Genomic DNA, 15226 nt, shown 5'->3' with positions numbered 1-15226 from the left:
CATTCGGACACCGGTCCTGCCCGTACGGACACCGACCGCATGCGGACGGACACCGGTCCTGCCTGTACGGACGCCAACCGCACGCATTGGGACACCAGCCCTGCCGATAGGGACGGCGACCGCACGCATTCGGACACCGGTCCTGCCCGTACGGACACCGACCGCACGCATCCGGACACCAGCCCCGCCCGCACAGACACCAACCGCACGCGCACGGACACCAGCCCCGCCCATAGGGACACCGGCGCCGGCCCCGCCCTTCCAAGCACCGTTCCTGCCACGGCGAGGCCCGCAGCCCCCACCACCCTCGACACCGATCCCGCTCTGACAGATCTGACAGACACCGGTCCCACCCTCCCCGGCACCGCTGTTCCCCCGGCCGGGACGGCCACCGCCCCGGCCACCGATCCCCCGGATCCCTCCATCCCCCTCTTCGTCCGCCGCTCCCGGGCCTGCCCCTTCGACCCGGCGGAGGAGTTCGCCCGGCTGCGCGCGCACGCGCCGGTCGTGCGCACCACCCTGCCGACCGGCGCGTCCGCCTGGATGGTCACCCGCTACGCCGACGCCCGCCAAGTGATCGCCGACGAGCGGCGCTTCAGCTCCGAGGCCGCGGTCAACGGTCCCGTGCCACCGCCCATGCCCCCGGAGGGCTTCCCGCCCCCGCGCCCCGGCGTCTTCTACACCTCCGGGCCCGAGGAACACGCCCGGATCCGCCGCATGCTCACCGCCGAGTTCAACGTCCAGCGGGCCCGGGCCCTCGTCCCCCGCGTCGAGACGCTGGCCGACCGGCACCTGGACGCCATCGTGCGCGGCGGTCCGCCCGCCGACCTGATCGCGGACTTCGCCCTGCCGGTGCCCCGGCGCCTCTTCCTGGAACTCCTGGGAATCCCCGACGAGGACACCGGCCTGCTGCACCACGACCTCGCGCTGCTGCACGACTTCCACCCCATCCACGCCGAACAGGAAGGCGCCTTCCAGCGCTTGGACGCCTACCTCGGCGACCTGGTCACCGCACGGCGGCGAGCCCCCGACGACAGCGTCCTGGGCCGCCTGATCACCGCCCACGGCACGGAGCTGACCGACCCGGAACTCGTCGGCATCACCACCCAGCTGCTGCTCGCCGGCTACGCGACCGTCACCGGCGCCCTCGGCCTGTCGCTGCTCCTGCTCGTCCTCGACCCCCGGCAGGCGGCGCTGGTCCGCGAGGGCCGGGCCCAGCCGGAGCACATGGCCGAGGAACTGCTCCGGCACCTCTCGGTGGTGGCCTTCGGCAAGGTCTTCGTGGCGACCGAGGACGTCACCGTCGCCGGACAGCCGATCAAGGCGGGGGAGTACGTCCTGTGTCACCTCCCCTCCGCCAACCGCGACCAGGCGCTGGGCCCGGACCTCGACCGCCTGGACGTCACCCGCGCCCCGCTGCCCCACCTCGCCCTCGGCCACGGTCCCCACTACTGCCTCGGCGCCGAACTGGCCCGCATGGAACTGCGCGTCTGCGTCCCCCGCCTCCTGCGCCGCCTGCCGGACCTCCGCCTCACCGTCCCCGTCGGCGATCTGCGTTTCACGCCGCTGAACGCGGCCTACGGGGTGGAGTCGTTGCCGGTGACCTGGTCGCCGGGCCGCTCGTAGCGGAGACCCTCCGCGTCACCCCTCTCCATGGACGGAAGGACGGAACAGCTCGTCCACCCGCAGACCCAACAGGTCCTCGAATGCCGTGCTCCCCGCCTCGGTGACCCGCACCGCGCGTCCCGTACCGATCCGCCGTACCCACCGCCGCTCCAGCGCCTCGGCGCACAGGGCCGCTCCCAGGGCTCCGGCCAAGTGGGGGCGGCGCTCGGTCCAGTCCAGGCAGCCGCGTACCAGGGGCCGTCGGGCGCCGGCGGGGTGGCGGTAGCCCAGGGCGTCGGCCAGCCAGGCCTGACCGGCCGGGGTGACGGTGAGCCCGGAGTCGGCGGCGACCAGATCACGCTTGATCATCGCGTCGGCCAGGGCCACGCCGAGCCGTCCCGCCAAGTGGTCGTAGCAGGTGCGGGCCTTGGCCTCGGCGCCGAGCCGCGTCGCGTGGCGCAGATTGCGCGGTCGCGCGGTGGCGGTGGCGGGGGCGTACGAGGCGAGCGCTTCTATCAGGGCTGCCGCCTCGGGGCCGGCCAACCGGACGTAGCGGTGCCGGCCTTGGCGTTCCTCGGCCAGCAGCCCGCCGTCGATGAGGCGGGAGAGCTGTTCGCTGGCGGTGGAGGGCCGCACCCCCGCGTGCCGGGCGAGCTCACCGGCGGTCCAGGCGCGGCCGTCGAGCAGGGCTTGGCAGAAGGCGGCCCGGGTGTGGTCGGCGAGCAGGGTGGCGGTTTCGACGAGGGGCGACATGGGGCCAGGATGCCGCAAGGACGGTTCGGGCGGCGCCGAACTGTTACGGCCCTACCGTCGGGACCATGATGCATACCACGCATGTGTTCGACCGGTTCGAGGACGTACGGGCGGCGCTCGCCGACCCGGCGCTGACGGTGGAGCCGCCGGCCTCGGACGACGGCGGAGCCGGGGCAAGCGTCGCCTGGCTGCGGGCCGCGGTGGCCCGGTTCAGCACCGGGGAGCCGCATCGCCGCCGACGGGCCCTGGTGGAGGCCGAACTCGCCCGGCTGGAGCCCGCCGCGCTGCGGGAGGCGGCGAGCGCGGGGCGGGAGGGGGAGATCCGGACACGGGTGGTGCGGATCCTCGCCCAGGCCCTGGGGATGCCGGAACCCCAAGCGGTGGCGGAGTCGGTGCCCGTGGTGGCCCGGGCGTACTTCGACGGCGGCACGGACCCGGCCGCCGACGCGGCGGTGGCCGCCTTGGTGGCGCGGCTGGCCCCGGAACGGGCGGACGAAACCGCGCTGGAGGCCACCGCCAACCGCATCGGGTTGCTCGTCCAGGCATGCGAGGCGACCGCCGCGCTGGTCGAGGTGGCCTCCGGTAGCGGCGGCGCGCCACTGGCCCGGGTACTGCGCGAGGACTCCCCGATACGGACCATGCGACGGGTCGCCGCCCGCGCCACCACGGTCGCCGGCCGGGAGATCGCCGAGGGCGACGCGGTGCTCCTGGACCTCGTGGCCGCCCACCGCACGCACCCGGTGCCCCTCGCCTTCGGCGCCCCGCCCCGCGTCTGCCCCGGCCGGGCCCACGGACTGGCGCTCGCCGAGGGGCTGCTCGGACGCCCCCTGACCCCGTTCGCCCGGCTCCACCACCAGGCCACCCCGTTGCTGCTGCCCAACGCCTGGGACCACGCCTCCGCCGCCGCGCTGGCGGCGCGGGGATTCCCGGCGATCGGCACCACCAGCCTCGGCGTGGCCGCGTCCGCCGGCCTGCCGGACGGGACGGCCGCCACGGCCGAGGCGACACTGGCCTTGGCGCGCCGACTCGGGCAGGACTCCTTCCTGTTCACCGTCGACGTCGAAGGCGGCTTCAGCGACGCCCCGGAGGAGGTGGCCGAACTCGCCCGGCACCTGTCCGAGGCGGGCGGCGGGGATCAACCTGGAAGACGGCCGCCCCGACGGCACCCTCGCCCCCGCGGACCTGCACGCCGCGAAGATCACCGCGATCAAGGCCGCGGCGCCCGCACTGTTCGTCAACGCCCGCACCGACACCCACTGGCTCGGCCGCCACCAGGAAGAGACCGCGAAGCGCCTGGCCCTGTACGAACAGGCCGGTGCGGACGGGGCATTCGTGCCCGGCCTGTCGGACCCGGACGGAATCGCCACGCTGACGGCGTCCCTCCTCGTCCCACTGAACATCCTGTACACACCGGGCGGCCCCTCCCTCACCCAGTTGGCCGCACTGGGCGTACGTCGGGTCAGCCTCGGCTCCCTGCTCTACCGCACGGCCCTGGCGGCGGCCGTGGACACCGCGACGGCCCTCCGGGACGGGCAGCCGACGCACATGCGGGCCCCGTCCTACGCCGAGGTGCAGCGGCTGGCGGCGCCGACCGGGGCAACCGGAAGGTAGGAGCAGTCCCGGACGCCCGGCCGGGGAGCGGCCCGCGCCCTGGGCGCCCCCGCCGGGCCGCGCCTCGGCCGAAGACGAGGCGCGGCGGACGACGCCCGTTCACCCGTCAGCCGAGCCGATCCGCCATGAGCTCACCCGCCATGATGGCGGCCAGGTTGGTGTTGGCCCGGGGACAGGAAGGGAAGACCGACGCGTCGACGACGTGCAGCGCCTGAGTGCCGAGCACCCGGCACATCGGATCGACCACGGTGGCCGGATCGTCCGCAGGGCCCATCCGGCAACTGCTCGTCAGGTGCTGCCCGTCGGCGACCGTACGCAGCAGGTGGGCGTCGAGTGCGGAGTCGTCCTCGACCGCGGCCAGCAGCGGCGCGTTCACCTCGTCGAACGTGCCGTCCACGATGTCCGTGGTGTGACGGTCCCGGGCCAGCGCCAGCAGCGCGCGGACCCCGGCTCGCAGACGATCCCGGTCGCGCGGATCGGACAGCATGCGCTGATCGAGTACGGGCTGCGCCAGCGGGTCCGCCGACGTCAGGGTCAGCGTTCCGCGCGAGTGGACCTGGTTGAGCCACACCAGGAAGGCCCCCGCCCCGTGCCGGACGTCGGCGCGCGCCAGGGCCAGCACGTTCTGGTTGCAGGCCACGAACATCATGTCGTTCGGCAGGGCGCCCGGCCCGCCGCTGCCGTACCGGACGCAGACATTGGTGTAGCGGTCGTCCGGCGAGGCCGCGAACCGTTCCCGCAGCGGCAGGCCGACGAAGCACAGCGGATGATCCTGCACGCCCTCGCCGACCGGGAGGTCTTCGACGACGTCGACCCCCAGCGCGCGGAGCCGCCCGGCCGGGCCGAAACCGGACCGTTGCAGGATCGCGGGGGAGTGCACGGCCCCGGCACTGAGGACGACGCGATCGGCGAACTCCTCCCGCCACCCACCGTCGGCGCGGACCCGCACACCGATCGCCCGGCGCCCCGACATCAGAACCCGGTCGACGGTCGCCCCACCGCGAACGGTGAGGTGCGGCAGCCCCCGCGCGGGCTCCAGGTAGGCGTCGTTGGTCGACACCCGCCGCCCGTCCCGCGAGTTGACCGGGTACGGGGACACGCCCGTGGCCCCCGGCGCGTCGAGGTCGGCGCTCCACCCGTACCCGGCCGCCAGCGCCGCCCGGCACAGAGCGTCGTCCACGGCGCCCCATTCCTGCCGCGGCGTCCGGTGAATGGGTACGGGCCCACCGCTGCCGTGCCAGGGCGCGTCGGCGAACTCGTCATCGTCCTCCAGCTTGACGAAATACGGCAGTACGTCGCGCGGAGACCAGCCCTCGCACCCGCCGGCCGCCCAGTCCGCGAAGTCCTCCATAGGAGGCCGGATCGCGATCTGCCCGTTGACCGCGGAGCCGCCCCCCACCCCCCGGCCCTGCAGATACGGCTGCGGACGCTGTGCCTCCGTACGACGTGAGACGAGCCCGCGCTGCAACAAATGGGCACCGGCCGCCGGATCGTTCAGCGCCCGCAGCGGATTCGGCAGCCGCCAGATACCGGGCATCTGCGCCGACCGGTAATCCGGCCCCGCCTCCAGCAGCAACACCCTCTTGCCCTTCGCGGCCGACCGGGCAGCGAGCGCCGCCCCCGCCGAGCCGGCACCGACCACGATCTGATCCCACCCGTCCGTCCTCACAGTGATCCTCTTCTCTCGACCTTTTCCGTCCGCGCTTTCCCCCGCTCCGCGACACGGCCGCCCGGCCCACCGGACAGGACCCGGGTACGGGCGCAGCAACGGAAGACCGTGCGGGAAACGTCACCTCTTTGGCATGCCTGTCCGTGGGCGACAGGGCCCGGCAATGACGCACCACCTGCCTGCCGCGCCCGCCATACGCGCACCCGCCACGGGCCCGACCAGCCGCGATGCGGAACATCAGCCGAGGCCACGACACGGGCCACTCGTCTCAGGGAAGGACAGCCCCACGTTCACGGCGATCCGATGGCGGCTGTGAAGGCCGCGGGCAGCCCGGGCCACCCCTCCCGCGAAGGCACCAAAAACCTCAACGCGGCGCAGCGATCAGCCACCGGATGGCAACCGGTGGCTAGAGTCTTGATGCCTCAGGGCTGGACATGCGCGCAGCCTAACGAGGCACGACCAACGACGACCAGCCATTAACCGCGAGGGACCCACCCGACCACCACCGATCCCGACGACCGTCCGCAGACCCCCGGTGGCTTCCGGCCCGACGACGAACGGCTCGACGATGAACAGCGCAACGATGAACGGCACGACGACGGCACCCGATCGCAATGAACAACGCCCCCGCCCGGCACATCACTCGCGGGGCAGCGGCTCAGCGGGCGCGTGGCAGAGGTATCCCGCGGACCGCTGCCCGGCAGGTGCGCCCTCGGTCGGACCGGTCGCCGCGACGGACAGGGACGAACGGGGAAGGACAGGGAAGGACAGGGACGAACGGGGAGGGACCATGACCGGGAACGATCCGCACATCCATGTCGATTCGCAGGTGGTCCGCGACGATGCCGCCGTCCGCGACCTGATCGCGTCCACGTTCGGCCTGGTCGGCGACCTGCCGGGCATCGTCACCACGGGATGCGGACTGACGGTGCCGTACGCGATGACCTCCCCGCGTCCGGACCGCGTCACCTGCCTCGCCTGCCGCGAACACGCGCGGCACGAGCACCTGCGCTTCGCGGAGCAGATCGAACGGCTGAGTCGCATGGCGGGGTCGACCATCGGCCCCACCCAGGCGAAGCAGGCCGCGGACCGGCACCGCGACCTCGCGCAGAGGTTCTCCGACGGGGGAGGAATGAGTCCGGAGCCTGTGCCGCGGTTGTGGACCAACCGGTCGTCCCACCGCGTCCGGCCGCACCGCGAGCGCGACAGCAACGGACGGACACGCTCCCGCTCGGCGCCGGCCGAGGCATCCCCGACCGTGATCCGCCACAGCCGCACCAGTTCATTCCACGGTATGGCCTAGCCGAAGTGCGGGTCCTTGTAGCCGGGACCGCCGGCGTGGCAGTTGCCGAAGCCGTAATGGGCTGTGCCTACCGTCACTTGGTGGTGGCAGGGCCCCAATTTCTTGTCCGCCGCATCCATCACCAGACCCGCTATGTAGTGCTGCCAGTCATCTCCCGGGTAGCGCACCCAGCCGTCCGGCAGCTCGCCTTTGAATGTCACCCTGACGACATCGCGATCCGTCTTCTCGACCTTGCGTACGTATCCCTTGGCCTTCTCCGCCGTGGGCCCGTCCGGGAAAGCCCCGAGCACTCGCGCGGTCACGTCCAGCGGCTTCGGCTTCTCCACCGGATCGAGGAGACCGCACCCCACGAGGAGAGGGGCGGCAGCAGCCATCGGTATCAAACGTCGCCATCGCACCGCGAAAGCCTACCTATGCACTGCTTTCCTCCCGTTGCGGGTCAGGTCGCGAGCGCCCGGACTCCGGGTCCTTCTCTGCCGCTCAGCCCTCTTTCGGCGGGCGGCTTCCGGGACCGGGGCGGGCGGGCCCGGTGGCGCGGTGCGCATCATCGGCCTTGTTACGCGACCACCGCCGGGCTCGCGCCTTCCGGGCTTCCGCGCCCGCGCGGGTCCGGGGCCACCGGGCAGGGAGGGCCGCCCGTCGGCCGTCGTACGGCCACCCGCACGCTCGCACGCGCCCGGTGCCACCGCAACGGGCAACGGCCCCCGCATTACCCCATCGCACCCGTGTCGGCAGAGAGCCGACCGGCCCCGGCCCGCGCGGATCAGGCGGCGGACGAGAACAGTTCGAGCAGCCGCTCCTTCTGCCGAGGGCCGAGTCCCTGGACGCGACGACGCTCGGAGATGCCGAGCTCGGTCAGAAGCCGATCGGCGCGGACCTTGCCGACGCCGGGCAGCGACTCCAGCAACCGCCGGACATAGGTCTTGCCCACCACGGCGTCCTTCCGTCGCAGCACCTCGTGCAGGGACACGGTGCCGCCCTTGAGTCCGGCGAGGACGGCACCGCGTTCCTTGCGGACGGCGGCGGCCTTCCGCAACGCCTCGGCACGGGCCTGCGCGGTGAGGTGGGGCACTCGGCTCATCGGAGTCGCTCCTTGTCTTTCGGTCGGCGTGGTGGCGTCATCATCACCCACCGCGGCGGCGTCGACCGGCGCTTTACGGAATCATCGCTGCGGGGCGGCGCCACCGCTTCCACCCGAAACCCTGCGAAGGCGGGCACCGCTGTGCCGCATGCACAGCTCCAGGGCTTGGAAAGGTCCCGGCCTCGACCGGCCCGCTACCAGCAGCGATGAACCGTGACGACAAGAGGCCACGGACTGTTCCCGTAAGCAGAACAATCCACAATATCTCTTCCCGAATCCATGAATTCCTCGCGCACACCTATTGGCGCGCGACTGACTCCATCCCTTTCCCGACCGGGAAAGGTAAAAGCAGTATGGCCGCTCGAAGCATCGGAGGGAAGCCGGGCGAAAATTCCAGGAGAACCACTCCGAGCTAGCTGACGAGCAGAGTGATGAAGACGCGCTATCTCGTCATGCTGGCCGCCATTGGACCGACGCGTACGACAAGACGTCGGTTTCCGTCGTAGGCTGAAAGCCACTCATAACGGATAGGAGGCTGCCGTGGCCGAGACGACGCTGACCGAGGTGATGGCAGAGCTGGCTGAGCTGGAGGATCCCAAGACACGCGAGGTGAACGAGAAACACGGTGACGATCACGGTGTGAACCTCGGCAAGCTGCGCGCACTCGCGAAGCGGCTGAAAACCCAGCAGGAGCTCGCATGTCAACTCTGGGAGACCGGTGACACCGCGGCGAGGCTGCTGGCGCTTCTGATCTGCCGCCCGAAGGCGTTCAAGCGTGACGAATTGGACGTCATGCTGCGCGAGGCACGCGCCCCCAAGGTGCAGGACTGGCTCGTGAACTACGTGGTGAAGAAGAGTCCGCATGCCGAAGAACTGCGCCTGGCCTGGTCCGCCGATCCGGACCCGGTGGTCGCGAGTGCCGGCTGGGCACTGACCGCCGAATGTGTGAGGAAGAAATCCGAGAACCTCGATCTCTCCGGACTACTCGACATCATTGAGACGGAGATGAAAAACGCCCCGGATCGCCTGCAGTGGGCGATGAACCACTGCCTGGCTCAGATCGGGATCGAACACCCCGAGTACCGCTCCCGCGCGATCGACATCGGCGAGCGCCTGGAGGTGCTGAAGGATTACCCGACTTCTCCCGGCTGCACGTCCCCGTTCGCGCCCATTTGGATTACCGAGATGGTGCGCCGGCAGCAACGATAAGACGGTCGCCGGCCTGGCGGTGCCTCGTTGTCTCGGGCATGGGACAGCCGAGCTGCTGACGTCGCACGAGTTGTGAGAGTCGATGCATGCACCAGGCGGCGATCGGACGTCGCTGCTCTTTGGATTCGGGGATCGCCTGCGGGCTACGTTTTCCGGCCGCCCGCCCCCCGGCTCGTTCGTACATCCTCCTCGGCACGAATCCACTCGTCCTCATGGCGCAGCCCGTACCGCGCCACACTCCTGCTCGCAGATGATCGACGGACCGCCCCGCCCCCCTCGCGAGGAACAAAGGAATCACATCGGCACCGACGTGCTCGCCGGCTTCGGTGTGCCGCGGTGACCAAGCCGTATACGGACGACACAGCCGTGCACGCCACGAGCCGAGCGAACCTCCACCGACAGTCGCCAGAGCCTGGGCAGCGGTCGGTGGCGGTAGCCGGGGCCGCGTGCGGGTGCGGATGACGCGTGGGTACGCCAGGTACGTCCGTGTGAAACACCTGCCGAAGCCGCGTCGGAAACTTGCCCGCCTGAGCTGTCCATCCGGCTTTTATCAGGCGTTCGCATATTTTCTCATCCTGCTGAAGATGCCCGAGCTGATTCTCCACGACAGCACACCGGAGACTCGGGATGACCTACCCCTCGTTCCCGTTGGCCGCCGCCGCGCCGAAGGTATCGCTGCGTGGTTTCTTCGTTGTATTCCGTTCGACGCGAAGCTGATCGCTTCAAAAGGGGCGGTGAATCCGGCGGAAGCCGCCTGAACGAAACGAGGTGGCCATCGCATTCTGGACGGCGACGTCGTCATCCGCCTTCGGAACGGTCCGCCGCCACCTGCCCCGCCGAGGCCGAAGGCACCGTACCGGTGACCCTGGAATCAGTGACCGGCCTCCTGGTCGTCAACCAGCTCAGCCTTGGACCGGCGGGCGAAGTGGCCCTCCCCCGACCCGGCGTCTGCCAAGGCCACGCTTGGCGGGAAGGCCGTCAGGCCACCGCCGAGTACTACGACCAGTCCCTGGACACCGAAGGGGAACCTCCTGCATGCCTGGCAACCGAACCCCGTCCCCGAGCGGGTACGTCCTCGACCTGCGGAGCATCCGCGGACCCACCCCAGACGACGACGGTTGCCGACCCGTGCACGGTGGTGCCATATCAGCAGCACCGACCCGATGATCCCGCGGTGTAGCCAGGTTGGCCCCGTTGTCTGTGGTGGCGCGGTCACACAGTCGCGCCACCGCAGGCGGCGGCAGGGATCACCGATTACCAGTGGGAACCGGGATGCTCGTGAACGCCTCGGCCACCCACTGGCCGCTCCGCGTCCGGGAGACCCGCAGTCCCCTCCATGCCCGAGCCCCGCGTGGCTCGGCGCATGAGCCCAATCCCCCGCGGAGCGGACCGCCGGGGGAGTGCCGGACGAGCGTCAAGGGGCGGGCTGGATCTCTCCCGCGAAGACGACGATCTGATCGATGAGGTTGCGCCGCAGGTGGACGACGTCCGTGCCGGCCAGGCGGGGGCCCTCGTCCGGTGTGGTGAAAACCCACTGGTACCGGGCCCATTCACCCGGCATGTCCACCCCCGAACAGCGGACCATCGTGCCGGTCCCCGCCGGGTGGCGCCGGATGTCCAGCACAAAACGCTCTACTGCCTCGATCCCCTCACTGCGCCCCAACGGCCCCCAGAGGATCACGTCCGAGGTCAGGGCCTGGGACAGCAGCGCGGACACATAGCTGTCATCCGAGGCGTTGAACGCGGAGATGAACGTATCGATCGCGGACTGCGCGGCCTCTTCGTGCATGCACCAGTAATACCAGCCGTTGCGCGAAACGCGGCCTGGAGAGCGGACATCCTCGTCCGCGAACGCGCCACCCACGGGCGGGACGGCCTCCACCAACCTCCGCCCGCCCCGGCTTCCCCAGGCCGGACAGCGGGCCTTCGTCGTCGAACTCGCCGCCCGCGGCCGAGGCATCGCCACCGCCCTCCTGCGGAGCATGGCCGAGGAGAAGTACCCGTTTCACCCACTCATCAGGTCGGCACCCGGCCCGATGCGAAACGTCTGCCCCTGCTTTCGGCCCCGTCTTTCTGGGCGGGGCAGGGCCCGCACCAGCGGACCGGTAGGCAGCCAGGCGTGGCCGGTGCTCGTACGGATCATCCGTATGAGCACCGGCGCCATCGCCTGCTCAACCGGTGGCATGCGCGGGACCGGTCGCGCGCAGACAACCGGTGTCTTCCGTGCGCGTGTTTGCGGTCCGGGGCATCGACGTGTCTGTGGGGGGTTGTCTGTTGCCGCGCCTTGTGTGGCTCGGCCCACCTTCCCGATGAGCGTGACGGCGCTGACCGTTTCGGCAGAGGACGGCGCTGGGAGTGTCCGGCGAATTCCGTCTGTGAGTTCACATCAGCGACTCCAACGGCGTCCTCGAACCCGGTGACGCCCCAGGTCATCTCCTCGACAGGGGGACACCGTCATGCCGGGCCCGGAGACCGGCGGCCCTCTTGCAGGACCGCGAAGAACCCAACGGGGGCCGCCGGTCAGGCCGGGTTCACAGAGAAGAGCCCTGCTCATGCCCGCCCCGAAAAAATGTCCGCTGAAGTCGCGTGAGAGTGAGGTGCGGATTTACCGCGCCGGGCGGTGGAACTGCCACCTGTGCCGATGCCCGCAGCCGCCGCAAGCAACCGGCCGACGTGCCAGGAGCCACGTCAGCGGGGGTCCGGAATACGGGGGCCGCCCGTGTGGGTGCTTCGGGTGGGGAGGGAAGCCGGCCATGCGACGTCGTCGATCGCGAGCCAGGGGGCGAGGGCCACGGCTGCGGGCGTGAGCTCGGTGAACTCCTTGGTTTCGCGGTGCAAGTGGGACTGGTCGGCGTAGCCGCTCTCGGCGGCGGCTGCGGCGGGGGTGCGGCCCGCCGCCAGGAGGTAGGCGGCGTGGTCGAATCGCACCAGCCGGGCAGCGTGTTTGGGGGAGATGCCGAGCTGGGACCGGAAGCGGGCCCACAGGCGCTTGCGGCTCCAGCCGACCTCGTCCGCCAGGTTCTCGACCCGCACCCGTCCCCGGCGCCCGAGGGTCCGCCGCCAGGTGAAGGCGACCTCCGGGTCAACCCGGGGGCCCGGGCCCAGCCGGCGTTCGAGGATGTCGGCCACGATCGCGAACCGCTCGTCCCACGATGCGGCGGCACGCAGCCGGTCCTCGGCACGCGCGGCCTCGCGGCCCCAGACCTCCTTCAAAGGCACTGCCATCCCACTGAGCTCGGCCGACGCGCCGAGCACCGCGGCCGCCACGGCCGGCTCCAGCCGGACCTGCAGGCATGCGCCCACCCGGCCACCCACCCGCAGATTGCCCGGCAGGAGCCCGACGACGACACTGCCGCGCCCGTGCGCGCCGTAGCCGAGGCCTTCTTCCTCACTCAGGTCCACGAGAATGGTGACGGAGGGATGCGCGACCATGGCAAGCTCCATAAGCGTGGGGGAGCAACGGTGGAACCCGGCCATGTGGATCCCCGGCAGCCGATCGGACGAGCGCGGGACCGCGATGTCCACGCCCGCCCAGAGGGGTTTCCCCGATGACAGCATCTGTTCACTCTAGGGCTCAGGGGCGCACGGATGGACGTCAGCGCCTGTTGCCGCGAAGTCCAGCAGCAGTGTGCCGGTCGCCTTCGGATCCTCGAACATCGGCAGATGCCCGACGCCGGGCAGCAGTTCGACCCGCGCGCTCGGCACCGCCTCATACTGGCGCGCCGACAACGGCTCCCAGCGGGGGTCGGCGGCACCGAAGACCACCAATACGGGGACCTGGAGGTCAGTGAGACGCTCGGGCACGCCGCGCTCGGCGATATAAGCGCCGTTGCCGCGCAGCACCGCCCTCAAAACGCGGTAGGGGATGCCTCGTAGCGCGGCGACCATATCGTCGGGGACGTCCACCGGACGGGCGGCCGTCATGCTGATGGCCTTGCGGATCGTTGCGTCCGAACGCCGCGCCCACAGGAACGGGCCCAAAGGCGGGGCCAACAGGACCCGGTGGAGAAGGGGCTGCGGGAGCAACGCGGCGGGGTTCGGTCCGGAACTGATCAGCGCGAGCGCCCGCACCAGGCCGGGGCGCTGTTCGGCGAGCGCGGTGGCGATGTAGCCGCCGCTGGAGTGCCCAATCGCGACGACGCGTGCAAGGCCGAGGCCATCGAGGACGGCGGCCACCCGGCGTGCCTGGAGAGGCACGTCGTACGGCGGCGCGGGCGGGGATTGCCCGAAGCCCGGCAGGTCGACGCGGATGACGTGGTGACGGTCGGCGAGCGCGGGGACTACCGGGCCCCAGAAGGCGCTTGAGGCCCCTGACCCGTGGAGGAGCAGCAGCGGGGGCGCTTGGCGCGGGCCGTCGTGGACCACATGCATTCCGTGCGCGTGCGCTATGGCGTATTCACTCATGCGGGGATGGTGCCGGGGCCGCCACCGACCGGTCTTGTACGTATGTCGTCGCGGGTCGCCGATCGCCGGGCTTGGCCCGCCGGAGACCGGGGTCGAGGCCTGTGGGGCGCCGGATCGGGCACGGCCCCGGGGCCGCAGCCGACCCGGCACCTTCCCCTACGACGCGGCCGGCCGACTCGTACGGGCCTCCGGCCCCGACCTGGCCTACACCCACGACGCGGCCGGCAACCGCGCCACCCTGACCGCCTCCGGGCACACCCTCACCTTCGAGCACGACGCCCTGAGTCGCGAAACCAGCCGCCACCTCGCGAACGCCTTCACCCTCCACCACACCCTCGACGCGACGGGAGGCCTGACCTAACAGGCCCTGGGGACAATGCCGTTGCGTTACTCGTAGGCGTACGCTGCTGGCACGGTGTCGGAGTGGTGCCGATGACTGAGAGTGTGCCTGAGCTGGCGGGGCTTGGCGTGCTGACCTGGGTGTATCCGCCAGGGCTGGTGGACCGGGTGGTTGCGGCGTGTGGCCGGGGTGAGCGATGGAGACGGTTTGCCGGTCCGGCTGACGGTCTATTTCGTGCTTGCTCTGGCGTTGTTCTCGCCTGCTTCGCATCTGGAGGTGCTGCGGCATCTGGTGGAGGGGCTGCGCGGGGTCGGCGTCTTGGGTGACTGGCGTGTTCCGGCGAAGTCTTCGTTGTTCCGGGCACGGGATCAGTAGAGGCAGGGGTCGTTGCGTGTGTTGTTCGCTGCCACTGCCCGGCCGCTCGGTCCAAACGCGGCACCGGGTGTTTTCTGGCGCGGTCTGCGACGTGTTGCAGTGGACGGGACCTGCTGGAATGCGGCCGATACGGTCGCCAACGACGAGGAGTTCGGCCGCCCAGGCAATACCCGGCCTGTCGACAAGGCCGTGTTCCCGCAGGTGAGGATGGCCGCTCTGGTCGAGCTGGGCACCCATGCGGTCCCGGACGTGGAGGGCTGTCGCACCGGGGAGGTCACTCTGGACGCTCGGCTGGTCCGCTCTTGTGTTCCCGGTCGGCTGGTCCTGGCCGACCGGAAGTTTCTTGGCGTGCCGTTATGGCAGTCGATCACCACCACCGGCTGTCATCTGCTGTGACGGGTGCCGGTCAACCGGGTGCTGCCGGTGCTGCGCCGCTTGCCGGACGGCTCCTGGCTCTCCCGGATCCACGCCCGAGATGACGGCAAGAAGATGCATCCCGTTACGTCGTCGCGGTCCTGCTCGGCATCGGGGAAACCCTGTTCACCACCGCCTCCCAGGGACTGCTGCCCGCACTCGTGCACGCCGACCACCTGCCGCGGGCGAACGGCCGCCTGTTCACCCTCCAGATGCTCGGAACCAACTTCCTCGGTCCCATCCTGGGCAGCTGGCTGTTCGGTATCGGCCGGGCCGTCCCGTTCCTGTGCGACGCCGCCAGCTTCGTCCTCGGCGCCGCCCTCCTGGCCACCGTCCCCAAGCGCCCCGGAACCGGCCCCACGCCGGACGGCACTTCGATGCTCACCGAGATCAAGCAAGGTGTCGCCTGGGTGGGTGGCACCCGCTGCTGCGCTCCTTCCTGACAGTGACCACGACCGTCAA

General features: G+C 70.9%; 15 protein-coding genes and 1 pseudogene. 9 read left to right on the top strand and 7 right to left on the bottom strand.

Annotation, left to right across the window (positions count from 1 at the left end; genetic code table 11):
• Positions 1-1626 (top strand): cytochrome P450 (locus ABZX96_RS23595; protein ID WP_355547715.1); only part of this gene is annotated, 1626 nt, incomplete at its 5' end.
• 15 nt (positions 1627-1641) lie between these two features.
• Here ABZX96_RS23595 and ABZX96_RS23590 read toward each other — a convergent pair.
• A complete protein-coding gene (locus ABZX96_RS23590; RefSeq protein WP_355547712.1) occupies positions 1642-2358 on the bottom strand; it encodes a winged helix-turn-helix domain-containing protein in 717 nt (238 codons plus the stop codon).
• A gap of 65 nt (positions 2359-2423) precedes the next feature.
• Here ABZX96_RS23590 and ABZX96_RS23585 point away from each other — a divergent pair.
• Positions 2424-3969: pseudogene (locus ABZX96_RS23585) on the top strand (isocitrate lyase/phosphoenolpyruvate mutase family protein).
• Positions 3970-4075: 106 nt separating this feature from the next.
• On the opposite strand, the gene ABZX96_RS23580 reads toward ABZX96_RS23585, so the two are convergent.
• Entirely contained in the window at positions 4076-5638 is a 1563-nt protein-coding gene (locus tag ABZX96_RS23580) for a GMC family oxidoreductase N-terminal domain-containing protein (protein ID WP_355547709.1), read from the bottom strand.
• 790 nt (positions 5639-6428) lie between these two features.
• Here ABZX96_RS23580 and ABZX96_RS23575 point away from each other — a divergent pair.
• Entirely contained in the window at positions 6429-6941 is a 513-nt protein-coding gene (locus ABZX96_RS23575) for a hypothetical protein (RefSeq protein WP_355547706.1), read from the top strand.
• Here the strand turns inward: ABZX96_RS23575 and ABZX96_RS23570 are convergent.
• Together ABZX96_RS23570 and mihF are read right to left on the bottom strand one after the other, a co-directional pair.
• Complete coding sequence (locus ABZX96_RS23570; RefSeq protein WP_355547703.1) at positions 6938-7339, bottom strand: hypothetical protein; 402 nt, start codon at positions 7337-7339, stop codon at positions 6938-6940. The two genes, ABZX96_RS23575 and ABZX96_RS23570, sit on opposite strands and share 4 nt — an antisense overlap.
• A gap of 365 nt (positions 7340-7704) precedes the next feature.
• Positions 7705-8022, bottom strand: coding sequence for an integration host factor, actinobacterial type (gene mihF, locus ABZX96_RS23565; RefSeq protein ID WP_355547701.1), 318 nt, complete (start codon positions 8020-8022; stop codon positions 7705-7707).
• A 567-nt stretch (positions 8023-8589) separates the two neighbouring features.
• Here mihF and ABZX96_RS23560 point away from each other — a divergent pair.
• Positions 8590-9231 (top strand): DNA alkylation repair protein, encoded by a 642-nt coding sequence (locus ABZX96_RS23560; RefSeq protein WP_355547811.1) that lies wholly within the window; start codon positions 8590-8592, stop codon positions 9229-9231.
• 488 nt (positions 9232-9719) lie between these two features.
• Entirely contained in the window at positions 9720-9989 is a 270-nt protein-coding gene (locus tag ABZX96_RS23555) for a hypothetical protein (protein ID WP_355547698.1), read from the top strand.
• Between the two features lie 656 nt (positions 9990-10645).
• Here ABZX96_RS23555 and ABZX96_RS23550 read toward each other — a convergent pair.
• From ABZX96_RS23550 to ABZX96_RS23540, 3 genes are all read right to left on the bottom strand, one after another.
• Positions 10646-11020 (bottom strand): nuclear transport factor 2 family protein, encoded by a 375-nt coding sequence (locus ABZX96_RS23550; protein WP_355547695.1) that lies wholly within the window; start codon positions 11018-11020, stop codon positions 10646-10648.
• An 899-nt stretch (positions 11021-11919) separates the two neighbouring features.
• The gene (locus ABZX96_RS23545) at positions 11920-12789 is read right to left on the bottom strand and encodes a helix-turn-helix domain-containing protein (protein WP_355547692.1); all 870 of its coding nucleotides are present in this window, start codon (positions 12787-12789) and stop codon (positions 11920-11922) included.
• Positions 12790-12798: 9 nt separating this feature from the next.
• Positions 12799-13635, bottom strand: coding sequence for an alpha/beta hydrolase (locus ABZX96_RS23540; RefSeq protein WP_355547689.1), 837 nt, complete (start codon positions 13633-13635; stop codon positions 12799-12801).
• Positions 13636-13669: 34 nt separating this feature from the next.
• Between ABZX96_RS23540 and ABZX96_RS23535 the strand changes: the two genes are divergently transcribed.
• The 4 genes from ABZX96_RS23535 (at position 13670) to ABZX96_RS23520 (ending at position 15207) form a co-directional block, all read left to right on the top strand.
• Positions 13670-13996, top strand: coding sequence for a hypothetical protein (locus ABZX96_RS23535; RefSeq protein WP_355547686.1), 327 nt, complete (start codon positions 13670-13672; stop codon positions 13994-13996).
• Positions 13997-14164: 168 nt separating this feature from the next.
• The gene (locus ABZX96_RS23530; protein WP_355547683.1) at positions 14165-14350 is read left to right on the top strand and encodes a transposase domain-containing protein; all 186 of its coding nucleotides are present in this window, start codon (positions 14165-14167) and stop codon (positions 14348-14350) included.
• 18 nt (positions 14351-14368) lie between these two features.
• Complete coding sequence (locus ABZX96_RS23525) at positions 14369-14746, top strand: hypothetical protein (protein WP_355547680.1); 378 nt, start codon at positions 14369-14371, stop codon at positions 14744-14746.
• Between the two features lie 119 nt (positions 14747-14865).
• On the top strand, positions 14866-15207 hold the full coding sequence (locus tag ABZX96_RS23520) for a hypothetical protein (protein WP_355547808.1): 342 nt from the start codon (positions 14866-14868) through the stop codon (positions 15205-15207).
• Positions 15208-15226 lie beyond the last annotated feature (19 nt).

The sequence above is a fragment of the Streptomyces sp. NPDC003077 genome (genome assembly GCF_040611095.1).
Lineage (GTDB): Bacteria > Actinomycetota > Actinomycetes > Streptomycetales > Streptomycetaceae > Streptomyces.
Note: the sequence above shows the minus strand (reverse complement) of the source record. Positions and strands in the feature narration are given on the sequence as shown.

Bases quoted from the DNA above. Each gene is read 5' to 3' on its own strand.
- ABZX96_RS23590 (WP_355547712.1), bottom strand. From the start codon at position 2,358: ATGTCGCCCCTCGTCGAAACCGCCACCCTGCTCGCCGACCACACCCGG.
- ABZX96_RS23575 (WP_355547706.1), top strand. From the start codon at position 6,429: ATGACCGGGAACGATCCGCACATCCATGTCGATTCGCAGGTGGTCCGC.
- mihF (WP_355547701.1), bottom strand. From the start codon at position 8,022: ATGAGCCGAGTGCCCCACCTCACCGCGCAGGCCCGTGCCGAGGCGTTG.
- ABZX96_RS23560 (WP_355547811.1), top strand. From the start codon at position 8,590: ATGGCAGAGCTGGCTGAGCTGGAGGATCCCAAGACACGCGAGGTGAAC.
- ABZX96_RS23550 (WP_355547695.1), bottom strand. From the start codon at position 11,020: ATGCACGAAGAGGCCGCGCAGTCCGCGATCGATACGTTCATCTCCGCG.
- ABZX96_RS23545 (WP_355547692.1), bottom strand. From the start codon at position 12,789: ATGCTGTCATCGGGGAAACCCCTCTGGGCGGGCGTGGACATCGCGGTC.
- ABZX96_RS23540 (WP_355547689.1), bottom strand. From the start codon at position 13,635: ATGAGTGAATACGCCATAGCGCACGCGCACGGAATGCATGTGGTCCAC.